We start from the raw sequence: 12,978 nt of genomic DNA, 5'->3' as shown, positions 1-12,978 counted from the left end.
CTTTCCTGCCTGCAGATGGTTTTGGGCAAGACGTTACTTATCCATGATGGGTAGGCATTGATGGCCGAACTTTCTCTGACGCGCGGCCGGATGGTCGATGTCCAGATCGCCCAGCGTGGAATTCGCGACCGCCGCGTCCTGCAGGCCATGCGGGAGGTTCCACGCGAGGCCTTTGTCGATCCCGATTTCGAAGAATTCGCCTATGAGGACACCCCCCTGCCGATCGGCAAGGGCCAGACGATCTCGCAGCCCTTTATGGTCGCCTACATGGTCGAAGCCGCCGAGATCGATCCTGGCGACCGCGTTCTCGAGGTCGGAACCGGGTCGGGCTACGCGGCGGCAGTGATGAGCCGCATCGCGGGTCGCGTCTACACGATCGAGCGCCATGCGACGCTCGCCGAAGTCGGCCGCCAGCGGTTCGACCGCCTTGGCTACGACAATATCGAGGTCCGCGCCGGCGACGGCACCAAGGGGTGGGGCGGCGCCGCTCCGTTCGACGCCATAGTGGTGGCCGCGGCCGGTCCCGGCGCACCGCTGGCGCTTCAGGAACAGCTCGATGTCGGTGGCCGCCTGGTGATCCCGGTCGGCAACGACCCCGACGACCAGCGCCTGCTGAAGGTCACACGCACCGGCGCGACGACCTACGCGGAGGAAGACCTCGGTGGCGTGCAATTCGTTCCACTCATCGGCGAAGAAGGATGGGCGGAAAGGCCTCAATCCGATGATGATCCGCCGAGAACGGTCACGCCGCCGGCGCGCAGACAAAGCCTGCCGGAGATGATCGCAGTCGCCGCCGAGCCGCTGCCCGATTTCCGAGACCCGGCCTTCGGCGACCTATTCGACCGCTTCGCCGACCGGCGTCTTGTCCTTCTCGGCGAGGCCAGTCACGGCACCTCAGAGTTCTACAGGGCGCGCGCCGCAATCACGCGTAGGCTCATCGAAAAGCATGGCTTCGTCATCGTCGCGGTTGAAGCGGATTGGCCGGATGCGGCGGCCATCGACCGCTACATCCGCCATCGGCCGGCGCGCACGGCCGCCGAGCCACCGTTCCAGCGCTTTCCCACATGGATGTGGCGCAACACCGACGTCGAAGCGTTCGTCGGCTGGATGCGAGGTCACAATGCGAATCTCGACGATGCGAATCGCATGGTCGGCTTTTACGGTCTCGACATCTACAATATGAGCGCCTCGATCGCGGCCGTGCTTCGCTATCTCGACCAGGTCGATCCGGAAGCGGCTGCTGCCGCGCGGCAACGCTACGGCTGCCTGACGCCTTGGCAGAATGAGCCGTCCACATACGGACGCGCCGTGCTCACCTCTGGCTATCGAAAATGTGAACAAGCAGTGTTGGAGCAGTGTCAGGAACTGCTTGCGAGGCAGCTCGACTACGCCCGACAGGACGGCGCTGACTTTCTCGATGCCGCGCAGAATGCAAGGCTGATCGCAGCCGCCGAACGCTACTATCGGATCATGTATTACGGCGGTGCCGATTCATGGAACCTGCGGGACAGGCATATGTTCGAAACGCTCGAACATCTGCTCGAGGCACGTGGCTCCGAGGCGAAAGCCGTCGTTTGGGCACATAATTCCCACATTGGCGATGCCCGCCACACCGAGATGGGGACGATCAGGCAGGAGCTGAACATCGGCCAGCTCTGCCGCGAGCGCTTCGGCAACCAGGCGGCGCTGATCGGTTTTGGCACCGACAGCGGCACGGTGGCAGCGGCATCGGACTGGGACGTTCCGATGGAGGTTATGCGAGTGCGGCCGTCGCACGCCGACAGCTACGAACGACTTTGCCATGATAGCGGTGTGCCGCGATTTCTGCTCGATTTCGACCGCGACGGCGCGTTGAGAAATCGCTTGCTGGAGCGTCGGCTCGAACGCTTCATCGGCGTGATCTACCGGCCGGAGACGGAATTGCGCAGCCACTATGCCGACGCCTCTTTGCCGAGGCAATTCGACGCCTTTGTCTGGTTCAACAAGACGAAAGCGGTCACGCCGCTCGGACCAGAGCACGCCGGAAAGGACGTCCCCGAGACCTATCCGTTCGGGCTTTGAGCTGCTGGACACCTGCCGGGCAGCCAAGCAGTCTGGCGCATATTCGCGGCTTGTGAACGCGCCGGTCACAAGTGCTACGCGTTTGGCGTCTCGACGTCCGCTCGGACAAGCTTGATGTCGGCACTTGCCGCCCAAGCGGCGATGTCCTCGCGACGCAACGCCGCCGCCATCATGTCGGGAAAATGGTCGGGCGTGCAGGCAAAGACCGGAATGCCGAGCGCGGCGACAGATCCGGCCATCGACGGGTCGTAACCGGGACGGCCCTGGTCGGTGAGCGCCAGCAGTACAATGACGTTGACGCCTGAACGGACAAGTGCCGCCAGCCTTTGCAGAAGCTCCTTGCCGTTGCCGCCTTCGTAGAGATCGGTGATCAAGATGAAATGCGCCTTGGTCGGCCGCTCGATGCGCTCGGCGCAATAGGCGACGGCCTGATTGATGTCGGTGCCGCCGCCGAGCTGGACGCCGAACAGCACCTCGACCGGATCGCTGAGTTCTTCGGTCAGGTCGACGATCGCGGTGTCGAAGCAAACCAGCTTGGTCCGCACCACCGGCAGCGAGGCCATCACCGCGGCGAAGATCGAGGCGTAGATGACCGAGCTTGCCATCGAGCCGGACTGGTCGACGCAGAGCGTCACCTCGTCGAGGTCGACCAGGCGGCGCTGGCGACGCATGAAGCCGACCAGCTTTTCCGGCACCACGGTCTTATGGTCCGGCTGGTAGTGGCGAAGGTTTGCCGAGATGGTGCGCGGCCAGTCGATATCGCGTTGACGCGGCCGGTTGGTGCGCCGCGACTTATCAAGCGCGCCGCGGATCGCCTCGGCGGTCTTCTGCTCCAGGCGCTGCATCAGCTTGGCGACGATATCGGAAATGATGGAGCGGGCGATGTCCTTGGTCTTGTCCGGCATCGCCGAGCGCAGCGAGACGAGGTCGGCGACGAGATTGACGTCGGCCTCGATCGCCTTGAGGAATTCCGGCTCCATCAGCATCTGCTTCAGGTTAAGCCGCTTGAAGGCGTCCTTCTGCACGACCTGGACGACCTGCTCGGGGAAGAACGAGCGGATGTCGCCCATCCACTGCGCGACGCGCGGCGCCGAACGGCCGAGCCCGCCGCGCCGCTTGCGAGGATCGCCGGCGCTATCGCCGCTGCCATAGAGCGCATCGAGCGCCGCCGAAAGCTTGCGGTCTTCAGCGGACAGCGCCGAAGAGGACTCGTCGTCGGCGCCGATCGCCAGCCGCCAGCGGCGCTCCCTGCTGTCTTCGGTCGGATCGACGTCCGGCCCGTTCGCTTCATCAGCCATTGCTGGGCTCTCCTGCAAGCAGCTTGGCGAGCAGACCAAAATGCCTGCGCCAGGCCTCGCCGCCATCCGGGGCAGGCGTCAGCCCGGCAGGCAAGCTTGCTCTCCTGCCGAGCACGGCCTCGATAAGGCGCCGGCGCTCCATGTTGTCGAGGTTGGAAAAGACGCGGCGCAGCAGCGGCAGATGCGCCACGAAAGATTCCTCGTCGAGCGATGCCAGCCAGGCATCGACGGCGCCGCGCAGCCCGTCGTCATAGATCAGCCGCTGGCCGGCGCCGCTAAAGAAGCCTTCGAAAAAGGCGGCGGCATCGGCGACCGGCGTTCCCGGCGACAGGCGCTTTGCCAACAGGTCACCGGTCGCTTCGGCGGAGAGGCGGCCAGCCTCATAGAGCAGATGCGCGGCGCAGCCGGCCACCAGCGGCGTCGAGCGTGAGGAGTCGAGCACGGCCGCGAGCCCGTTGCGCCAAGCCTCCAGGACAGGCTCGCCCGGCTCGACCAGCTTGATCGCTTCGTCGGCCTTGCGCAACGCGCCCATCAGCGCGCCGGCAGCCTGCGCGTCGAGGTCGCGCGCGGCGTAAGGCAGTGCGATCGAGCCTTCGATGATCAGTCGTTCCAGCAGGCCGGCAAGGCGCTCGGTCTTGCGCGCTTCGCCATAGCGGATGATGTCGGCGAGCGGCGGCACCGAGGCCAAGAGCTCAAGGCACTCGCTGCTATGCGCCGCCTTTTCCTCCAGCGCGGCAAGGCCGGCTGCTGACGCGTCGCTCAACGCCGCCGTGATCGCGCTTTGCACCAGCGTGGCCAGAGCATCGAGTGTCGCGGCAGCGCCGATCATCTGGATCAACCGGCCATTGGCGGCCTTCTCGATGGTCGGGCCATAGACGAGGTTCTCGACCAGGCGAACGGCATACTCCGGCTGCCAGGCCAGCATCCAGCGCTCGCGGAACGTGCCGCGGCTGCGCCCGACATCGGTCAGCCTGCCCCAGCTGACACCGAGCACGTTCAGCCGGTGCAGCAACGTCGAGCGGAACAGCCCGCTCTCGCTGCGCAGGTCTAGCGAAAGTTCCCGCTCGAGCGCTTCCGGCTTCAGCCGGGCGGCCTTCTGGTTGCGCTGCAGGTCGTCGATCAGCGGCGCCAGCGGCGTGTCGGCTGGAATCTCGCCGACATCGGCACCAAGCAGCAGCTCGGCCTCGACCATCTTCCACAGCAGGGCTTCGCCGTTGAAGAGGGCTGAAACCGAAGCGTCGCGCAATTCCTCGAAGCCCGGCTTCGGCCGTTCGCGGATGGCGGCGAGCGCGCGCGCCAGACGCTCCGCCTCGATCAGCGACGCCGTCGAAATCATGTGGCCCTTGGCGCGGAGGACCGAGGCGATGCGCGCAAGCCACAGGACCGAGGCGTCGTCCTGCCCACGCGTCTGCCACAGATGCTTGCACCAGCCGGGTGCGACGACGCCGGCGCCGTAGCCATAGCCCAGCGCCAGGCGCGGCCCGGTCCACGGCGCGAAGGTCATCGTGGTCTTGCGCCGGCCGATGCCCTTGAGCAGCGCCTGGTCGCTCTTTTGCGTGTGTGCCGCTTGCAAGGCCGGCACGTGCCAGGCGCCGCAGACGACCGCCAGCGGCCCCACGAATTCCTTGCGTGCAGCCGCGATTTCCAACCGCATATGCGCCTCGCGCATCGCCTCGAACTTGCCGATCGCGCCTTCGCCGTCACGCAGCGTCGTCATCGCATCGGCGATCGCCGCGAAGATCGGGCCGGGCGCGGGATTCTGCTCGATGATGTCCGACCACCAGCTTTCGCCATCCTCGTAGCCGGCAGCGCGCGCTAAAGTGCCGATCGGATCCTGGATGCGGGTGGGTTCTTCATTGTGCTCTTCCGTGACTTCCGTCTCGGCGGCATCGGCGTCTGTCGGGCCTTCAGGCCCCTTCTCGGCAAACCGTGCTGCCGATGGCAGATCGATGAAGCGCAACGCCGCCTTGTTGGCGACAGCCCAAAGTGCGGCCTGATATTCCGGCGAGAACTCCGCGAAAGGCCAAAAGCTGGTCGCGGCGGGATCGTCCTCCGGGTAGCAAAGCAACGCCACCGGCGGCTTCATGTCGGGGCTGGCAAGCAGCGGCAGCAGCGGCGTGGCATCCACCGGCCCTTCGATCAGCACGGCGACGGGCTGCAATTCCTGCAACGCCTTGACCAGGCTGCCGGCGGAGCCCGGCCCATGGTGGCGAATGCCGAAATAGCTGATGCCGTCCCGCGCCATGGGTCAGATGGCCGCGTTGAGCGCCGCATAATAGCCGGCATAGTCGGGCCGCTTCTTCAGCACCGTCTCCAGATATTCCTCCAGCACCACCTTGTCCTGCACAGGGTCCTTGACGATGGCGCCGACCAGGCTTGGTGCCAGCCCTTCGGCATGGAGCTTGCCGTCATCGAACCACGCCGCCTGGCTGAGGCCACTGACCATCGTAGCGATCGCCTCGGCGGTCGACAGCGAGCCCGACGGCGTCTTCAGCGTCACCTTGCCGTCGGCGGTCGCGCCCGAGCGCAATTCGCGGAAGATGGTGAGCACGCGAGCGATCTCCTCGCCGACATTTTTCGGCACCGGAAGGTCCAGCCCGCCGGCCATCTCGCCGACGCGCCTGGAGACGATCGAGACTTCCTCCGCCATGTCGTCCGGCAAAGGGAGCACCACGACGTTGAAGCGGCGCTTCAGCGCCGAGGAAAGCTCGTTGACGCCCTTGTCGCGGTTGTTGGCGGTGGCGATGATGTTGAAGCCGCGCTGCGCATAGATCGAGGTGTTCAATTCCGGCACCGGCATCATTTTTTCCGACAGCACGGTGATCAGCGTGTCCTGCACGTCGGAGCCCATGCGGGTAAGCTCTTCCAGGCGGCACAGCTTGCCGTCCTGCATGGCGCGGTAGAGCGGCGTCGGCACCAGCGCCTCCTGGCTCGGGCCCTTTGCCAGGAGCTGCGCATAGTTCCAGCCGTAGCGGATCTGGTTCTCGTCGGTGCCGGCGGTGCATTGCACGACCAAGGTCGAATTGCCCATGATGGCGCCGGCGAGATGTTCCGACACCCAGGATTTCGCGGTTCCCGGAACGCCGAGCAGAAGCAGCGCCCGGTCGGTCGCGAGCGTGGCGACCGCCGTTTCCATCAGTTGCCGCCGGCCGACATATTTGGGCGAAATCACCGTGCCGTCGCTCGCCTTGCCGCCCATCAGATAGGTCAGCACGGCTTTCGGCGACAAGCTCCAGCCGGCAGGCTTCTGGCGGTCATCGCCCTGCGCGAGCGCGTGCAGTTCGGCGGCGTAGACCTGTTCGGCCGGGAGGCGGATGGCTGCGTTCATGCGATCTTCTCCGGATTGATCATCTGGCGGATTGGTTTTCGGTCAGTGCTGCGTTGAGCCGCAGCAGGCTGAGCGATGGCGAGGCCGGCGGAAGCCCGGCGGCAACGATGTCGCCGATCAGTTTTTCCGCCGTCGCCGCCGAGGCGAGAAAGCCTATGGTTTCGAGATACTGCTCGGCGTTTCGTTTCGTGACGTCATTATCACCCGAGACGGCGGCCCTCAGCGCCGAAAGCGTCTTGCCGTTTGCGAGGTCGCCCCATTCGAGCCAGCCTGCTTCCACGCCTTCGACCAGATTGAGCGCGGCCAGGTTTTGCGCATCATTCAAGATCTGCCTGATCAGGGCACGCTTCCTGCCGCCGTCCAGACGCAACATGAGCTGGAGGACGAGAAGCGCCAGCCTGCCGCCAGCGGCGACCAGCAGATCCGCCAGACAGGCCACCGCCGCATCGCTGCCGGACACCGCGATCATTCGGACGAGAAAGAGATCGGCACCGTCATCGACGCCGAACTGCCATGCGCCGATGAAATCCGGCTCCGTCTTGCCGAAGCGGACAACGAGATCGCCGAAGTAACAGGACGCGAACAAGTCGGCGCGACGTGCCTGTTGCGCCTGTGACTTGGGCTTTATCGGCGCGTAGGTGGTGCGGCGACGGATGAAGCCGGATTTGCCTTCCTCGATGAAAGCGGCGAGCTCGGCTATCGGGTCTTCCGACCCGCCTTCAGTTGGATTGCCATGCTCACCTAATCTCGCTAGGAGCCGGCCCGCCATGTCGCGCACCTTGCCCGAGCGATCGGCGGACAGGCTCTTCAGAAATGGCACATCGTCCGCGCTCAGACCGAAGCGCATGAGTTCGATGAGCGCAAGCCTGACTTCCGCGGGCTCGCTTGCCCCTTTTGTCTCGATAAGGGTTCGCGCCAAGGCGGGTGTGGAGCGCCGCAAATCGACCAGCGCGCTACGGCGCGCGGCGGGATAGAAATCGTCCCAGGTTTCCGCCGTCAGGTGCTCGCGTCGGGATTGTTTTTCGCTGTCCGCGCCTGCCTGCCAGTCGATCCAGGGAGCATAGATGTCCGGGCTTTCCTGATCCGTCGCAGCAGGCATCCAATCCATCGGATGCAGCACGAAGCCTCGGCTGGCGACGAGCGCGGCCACGCGGGTCTTGAGCCGCGTATCGGCGGCATATTTCAGCGCCGCGCGCAGCAACGGGCGGAGCCGTTCAGGCAGCATCGGCAAGGCCAGCACCGGCAGCGGCGGACGCCGCTTCAAGGTTTTCGGCGCCGCGGGGCGAAGCGCGACATCGAGTGCTTGCGCGGCGATGGCCAGCAGCCGACGCTCCTGCTCGTCGGCACTGGAAGCGGCAGCGACTTCCTTCCACTCGGCAGGCGCAAGCTCGAAAGCCGCCCCACCTGAAATCCAGCCGTCGCGCAATCGTGCCAGCCCTGCCTGATCGTGCTCGTTCATGATAGATCGAGCCTCCCGATGTTGCTTTGCGAGGCCAGCAACTCGAGCCTGGCGCCGTTCCAGAGCGCAGCCGTCGCCGTGAGATCGAGGCCGAGCAAGGTCTGGCTGACGGAGCCTGCGACTGGCAGGGCGATGCCGTGCGGATCGTTCGCCGCCTGCCACCAGGCGCCTTCCCTTTCGTCCAGCGCGATTGCGCCGGCGGGCAGGATGACCGGGCAATCGGCCAGCCATGGCGCACCGTCCTGAAAGGCGGTGTAGGCAGCCAGCGGATCGCCGGCCGCGTCCATGGCAAATGACGGCCAAGCTCCTGGCGCCACATCGCCCAACCGTTCCGCGACCAGCGCCCGCAGCGGGTTTCCGGACGGATAGAACACCAGCCTGGCCTTGAAACGATCCCCAGGAGCGAAGGCGGCGGAGCGCCGTCCCGCCGATGCCGGGAAGAAATCGAGCAGGAGTGCAAATCGTGGGATTGGACTCCCGAGATCGAGCAGCCAGGTCGCGTGGCTGACGAGGCCGTCCCGGCGGGTCTCGATCTTCTCGCCGAGCACCTCCCAGTCGCTCTCCACCTGAACTGCATCGCGATTGGTGAGGATCTGGTCGCGGGTCTCGGACGTCGACACGAGACGCTTCAGCTCGGCATCGTCGGGCGCGGCACGCCAGGCCTTGGCGAGCAGCACCAGCTTGCCCAGCTCGCGGATCGCAGCGTCCGGCCTCTCCTCGCTGCGCAGCGCCATCAGCCGCGCCGGCAGCTCGTCGATGCGCCCGGCCAGCGCCGTCGCCTTGAGATCGACAAGCCTTGCCGCGATACGGCGACAGCGCTCGCTCGAGGCGTCGACAAAGCCGGCAAGGCCGAGCCGCAACTGATCGGCGATCCACTGGTCGAGCTCATCGAGCGCGGCCGAAACGGCGCTTCGCGTATCTTCCGCCCGCTTGCGCTGCGCCGCCTCGCGGCGTTCGGCGGCAGCGGCGTCCTCGACAGGAGCGGCCTCTTCCGGCCGCGATGCCTCGTCGATGCTTTTGCCTTCCGCGCGCGCAGGCGCCTGGGCCGGCGGCTGCCCGGGCTTGCGGCGACGGCCGAGCCAGTCGTTCACCCAGTCGGGCATCTGGTCGACGCGCGCGAAGCTATCGGGGGTCGTGGCGCCGATCCACGCCAGCGCCAGTATGTGCTTGCACGGAAACTTTCGCGACGGACAGGTGCATTTATAGCCGTGATCGGAGGTGTCGAACGCGACGCGATAGGGATTGGATCCAGAACCTTGGCATTCGCCCCAGATCAGCGGCAGCTGTTCATGTGCTTCGAGCCGGGGCCAGTTCGACCGCTTGGTCAGCTTGGCGGCGGCGCCAAGCGAGGCCTGATCGGGCGCCAAAGCCTCGATTGTCTTCAAATCCAGCTGCAAGCCGCGCGCCCCCCGAAGCATGACGTCGCGACGATTGATAGCCGTTTGCGGCGCGCTGGTTAAGCTCCAGCCTCCGTAAAATCGAGACCTTGTCTAATGTTCCGTTGCTCTCCTGACAGTACCGATCAAACAGGCGCGGCGGCTTCAGCCCCGCCGAGATAAAGCCGGTGCAGTTCGTCCGGCGATTGCCGCAGCTTCGCGCAGTCGCCGTCATAGACAACGCGGCCGCGGCGCATGACATAGGCGCGGTTGCCGATCGACAGCGCAAGGGCCGCGAACTGCTCGACCAGCACGACGGCCAGGCCGTCATCGGCGAGCTTGCGCACGGCTGTCATCAGCCGCGTGACGATGACCGGCGCCAGGCCGGCCGACATCTCGTCGATCAAAAGCACCTTCGGGCGGGTGAGAAGCGCACGCGCGATGACCAGCATCTGCTGTTCGCCGCCCGAAAGCAGGCTCGCCTTCACCGACCGGCGCTGCACCAGCTCGGGAAAAAGCGCATAGGCTTCCGCGATATCGGCGCCCGGATGCAGGCTGACGCGCAAATTCTCTTCCGTCGTCAGTTGGCGGAAGACGGTGCGGCCCTGCTCGACATGGGCAAGCCCCTCGCGCGAGCGGGCACCCGGCCGTGCCTTCTGCAGCTCGCGGCCGTCGATGGCGATGGTGCCGCCGGCGACCGGGATGATGCCCGACAGTCCTTCGAGCAGCGTCGTCTTGCCGGCGCCATTGGCGCCGAGCACGACGCTGATCGCACCGCTCTCGGAGACGAGATCGACCGACGAGACCACCGGCAATTCGGCGCGGTCGATCGACAGGTTGGAAACGACGAGCCTGCTCATGCCGCGACGCTCTCTTCCTCGATGCCGAGATAGGCCTTCTTGACCGCCTGCTCGCTGAGGACCTTCGCCGGCGGGCCAGAAGCGATGACCTGGCCGAAATCGAGCACGGTTACCTCCGAGCAGACCGCCCGCACGAGGTCCATGTCATGCTCGACCAGCAGCACGGCCGAGCCGAACAGTTTCGGGATCTCGGCGATGCGCTGGCCAAGCCGCAGCGTTTCCTCATGCGACTGGCCGGCGGCCGGCTCGTCAAGCAGCACTACGGCCGGGCGGGCGGCGACGACGCCCGCGACATCGAGCAGCCGCCTCGTGCCGGCATCGACCGAGGCGACCAGCATGTCGGGATGCGGACAGTCGAGCCAGTCGAGCACGGCTTTGGTCTCGCTCGTCGACAGGCCCTTGGCGGCCAAAGCCAGGTAACCGCCGACGGTGAGCTCCGGCGCGATGCGGTTGGTCTGCCAGGTGCGACGCACGCCCTCGCGGGCGCGCAGATGCGCCGGCACGCCTTCGAGCGGCTTGCCTTCCAGGCGGACACTGCCCTGATAGGACGACAGGAAGCCCGCCACCGCGTCGATGAAGGTCGACTTGCCGGCACCGTTCGGGCCGATCAGACCGGCCACCGTGCCGGCCGCCACCGTGAGGCTGACATTGTTCAGCGCGACCACGCTGCCATAGCGGACCGTCAAACCGTCGATGCTCAATGCCGGGCCGGCGGCGCGCTCGACTGCTGCCGGCAGGTCCGAAGCAAACGCGGCGGCGGCTTTCGGTGCGCGCGCCGGCAGCAGCTTGCGGAACTGGCGCCGGAACGTCTCGCTCATCGTCTCGCCGGACGCCAGCGCCTGGGTGGCGCCGATGGCGAAGAGCACGTTGCCGATGTCCTGCGGCCAGTCGAGCCGGCGCAGGAGTTCGGGGAACATGACGACGAGCAGACCACCGATGATCGCGCCCTCGGCAAAATGCGCGCCGGCCATCACCGACACCGCATAGAGCGAGAGCGACTGCATCATGCTGAAATTCTCGGCGACCAGCGTGCCGAGATAACCGGCAAGCAGACCGCCGGAAACGCCGGCGACAAAGGCGCTGAGCGCAAAGGCCGAGAGCTTGGCGGTCGCGATGCTGACGCCGTGCGCGGCAGCGGCGCGCTCGGAGTGACGCACCGCCAGCCAGGACGCGCCGAGCCGCGAGCGGCTGACGATTTCGAGCGCCACGGCGATCACCACATAAAACAGCAGCACGAAGACGAAATAGCCCTCGTCGCTGTCGAACAGCTCCGGCCTCGGCACCTGGAGGAAGTCGGTTTGGCCCGGATAGGTCATGGTGGCCAGGATGGTGTCGAAGGCAGTGGCGAAGGAGAGCGTGACGATGGCGAGGTTGATGCCGCGCAGCCGCAGAGCCGGCAGGCCGATGGCGACGCCGAACGGCACGGCCGCGAGACCGCCGACCAGGATCCACGCCGCGAGGCCTCCCGGCGCCTCGGCGAGGTTGAGATAACCGACCGTCCAGGCGCCGACGCCGGCAAAGGACATCTGACAGAGCGCGATCATGCCGGTGCGGCCGGCGACGAGACCGAGACTCTGCAAGGCGACGCCGGTGATCAGCACCGAGGTTGCAAGGAACACCCAATAGGAGGGCAACAGGCCGGCATAGGCGGCCCCGCCAGCGACGAGCGCCACGACGATGATGGCGAACGAGGCTCTCGAACTAGCGCGCTTCATCCCAGCGGGCCTCCCGCTGCGACCACAGAAGAACGGCGAGCACCACCAGGAAGGGGATGGCGCTGCGATACTGGCTGACGCTGTCGAGGGAGCTTGCCAGCCCTTCGACGATGCCGAGCGCAATGCCACCGGCAAGCGTCCACCAGAAGCTGCGGAAGACGCCGATAAGCGCCGCGGCCAACGCCGGCACGACAAGCAGGCTGAGCGTCATGAAGTTCGGCGAGCGCTGCGGCGCGATGATCATCAGCGCGAAAGTGGTGAAGGCGCCGGTCATGCCCCACACCAGCAAAGACAACAATTGCACGCGCACGCCGAGCAGTTCAGCCGCCATCGGCCGGTCGGCCAGCGCGCGCAGATTGAGGCCGATTTTGGTACGGTTGAGGAAGAGGTCGGAAAGGACGGTGAACAGTACCGCAAGCCCGATTGTGAGCACCGAGGCGATGGTCACCTCGACGCCGGCGAGACGGAAGGCCGAGCCCGGGAACAGCTCCGGCATGTTGTGCGGATGCTGGCCACCGGTCAACCGCAACCCGACCGCGATCAGGCCGACGAGCAGCGCCACCGTCACCGCCGCTTTGGTCGAAGCGCTCGCCTCGCCGAACCACCTGGTCATTATGTAGCCAATTGCGACGCCGGTCAGCGTGCCGGCCGCTATGCCCGCCAGCACTGAGGGCCAGATCGGGAAACCGGCCTCGAAGAGCGCGATCAGCACGAAGGTGCCGGCGGTGCCGATCGCGGCCCCAGTGAAGTTCACCACGGCGACAAGCCGGTAGGTGAAGACGGCGCAGACACCGAGCAGGGCATAGGTGCCCCCGGCCGTCAGTCCCGCCACGGCGGATGTGAGCAATGCGTTCATTTTTTCCCAATCTGGAAAGCGGGTT

General features: G+C 66.1%; 9 protein-coding genes. 1 reads left to right on the top strand and 8 read right to left on the bottom strand.

The features are described 5' to 3' along the window. Window positions 1-60 precede the first annotated feature (60 nt). On the top strand, window positions 61-2,061 hold the full coding sequence (locus WDX12_RS18975) for a protein-L-isoaspartate(D-aspartate) O-methyltransferase (RefSeq protein ID WP_434721588.1): 2,001 nt from the start codon (window positions 61-63) through the stop codon (window positions 2,059-2,061). A 74-nt stretch (window positions 2,062-2,135) separates the two neighbouring features. Here WDX12_RS18975 and WDX12_RS18970 read toward each other — a convergent pair whose 3' ends face one another. The 8 genes from WDX12_RS18970 to WDX12_RS18935 all read right to left on the bottom strand — a co-directional run bounded on the left by WDX12_RS18970 (window position 2,136) and on the right by WDX12_RS18935 (window position 12,953). Then, entirely contained in the window at window positions 2,136-3,359 is a 1,224-nt protein-coding gene (locus WDX12_RS18970) for a VWA domain-containing protein (RefSeq protein ID WP_434721587.1), read from the bottom strand. After that, window positions 3,352-5,604 carry a DUF5682 family protein gene (locus tag WDX12_RS18965; protein WP_434721586.1) on the bottom strand — a complete coding sequence of 751 codons (2,253 nt, stop codon included), beginning with the start codon at window positions 5,602-5,604 and terminating at the stop codon, window positions 3,352-3,354. Before WDX12_RS18965 ends, WDX12_RS18970 begins: the two co-directional genes overlap by 8 nt. A gap of 3 nt (window positions 5,605-5,607) precedes the next feature. After that, entirely contained in the window at window positions 5,608-6,687 is a 1,080-nt protein-coding gene (locus WDX12_RS18960) for an ATP-binding protein (protein ID WP_320294609.1), read from the bottom strand. Window positions 6,688-6,706: 19 nt separating this feature from the next. After that, window positions 6,707-8,146, bottom strand: a complete 1,440-nt coding sequence (locus WDX12_RS18955) for a DUF5691 domain-containing protein (RefSeq protein ID WP_434721585.1) — start codon at window positions 8,144-8,146, stop codon at window positions 6,707-6,709. Then, window positions 8,143-9,543, bottom strand: coding sequence for an SWIM zinc finger family protein (locus tag WDX12_RS18950; protein ID WP_434721584.1), 1,401 nt, complete (start codon window positions 9,541-9,543; stop codon window positions 8,143-8,145). The genes WDX12_RS18955 and WDX12_RS18950 overlap by 4 nt, the downstream gene beginning before the upstream one ends. A 125-nt stretch (window positions 9,544-9,668) precedes the next feature. Then, the gene (locus WDX12_RS18945) at window positions 9,669-10,382 is read right to left on the bottom strand and encodes an ABC transporter ATP-binding protein (protein ID WP_434721583.1); all 714 of its coding nucleotides are present in this window, start codon (window positions 10,380-10,382) and stop codon (window positions 9,669-9,671) included. Further along, window positions 10,379-12,097: a branched-chain amino acid ABC transporter ATP-binding protein/permease gene (locus WDX12_RS18940; RefSeq protein ID WP_434721582.1), complete on the bottom strand. Its 1,719-nt coding sequence runs from the start codon at window positions 12,095-12,097 to the stop codon at window positions 10,379-10,381. Before WDX12_RS18940 ends, WDX12_RS18945 begins: the two co-directional genes overlap by 4 nt. After that, on the bottom strand, window positions 12,084-12,953 hold the full coding sequence (locus WDX12_RS18935; RefSeq protein ID WP_320294604.1) for a branched-chain amino acid ABC transporter permease: 870 nt from the start codon (window positions 12,951-12,953) through the stop codon (window positions 12,084-12,086). Before WDX12_RS18935 ends, WDX12_RS18940 begins: the two co-directional genes overlap by 14 nt. Window positions 12,954-12,978 lie beyond the last annotated feature (25 nt).

Origin of the sequence: Mesorhizobium sp. RIZ17 (assembly GCF_051127865.1) — a bacterium.
In the GTDB taxonomy this organism is placed as follows: Bacteria; Pseudomonadota; Alphaproteobacteria; order Rhizobiales; family Rhizobiaceae; genus Mesorhizobium; species Mesorhizobium humile.
This window is presented reverse-complemented; position numbering and strand designations above follow the sequence as displayed.

Coding starts and splice junctions, on each gene's coding strand:
- WDX12_RS18975 (WP_434721588.1), top strand. CDS start 61: ATGGCCGAACTTTCTCTGACGCGCGGCCGGATGGTCGATGTCCAGATC.
- WDX12_RS18970 (WP_434721587.1), bottom strand. CDS start 3,359: ATGGCTGATGAAGCGAACGGGCCGGACGTCGATCCGACCGAAGACAGC.
- WDX12_RS18965 (WP_434721586.1), bottom strand. CDS start 5,604: ATGGCGCGGGACGGCATCAGCTATTTCGGCATTCGCCACCATGGGCCG.
- WDX12_RS18960 (WP_320294609.1), bottom strand. CDS start 6,687: ATGAACGCAGCCATCCGCCTCCCGGCCGAACAGGTCTACGCCGCCGAA.
- WDX12_RS18955 (WP_434721585.1), bottom strand. CDS start 8,146: ATGAACGAGCACGATCAGGCAGGGCTGGCACGATTGCGCGACGGCTGG.
- WDX12_RS18945 (WP_434721583.1), bottom strand. CDS start 10,382: ATGAGCAGGCTCGTCGTTTCCAACCTGTCGATCGACCGCGCCGAATTG.
- WDX12_RS18940 (WP_434721582.1), bottom strand. CDS start 12,097: ATGAAGCGCGCTAGTTCGAGAGCCTCGTTCGCCATCATCGTCGTGGCG.
- WDX12_RS18935 (WP_320294604.1), bottom strand. CDS start 12,953: ATGAACGCATTGCTCACATCCGCCGTGGCGGGACTGACGGCCGGGGGC.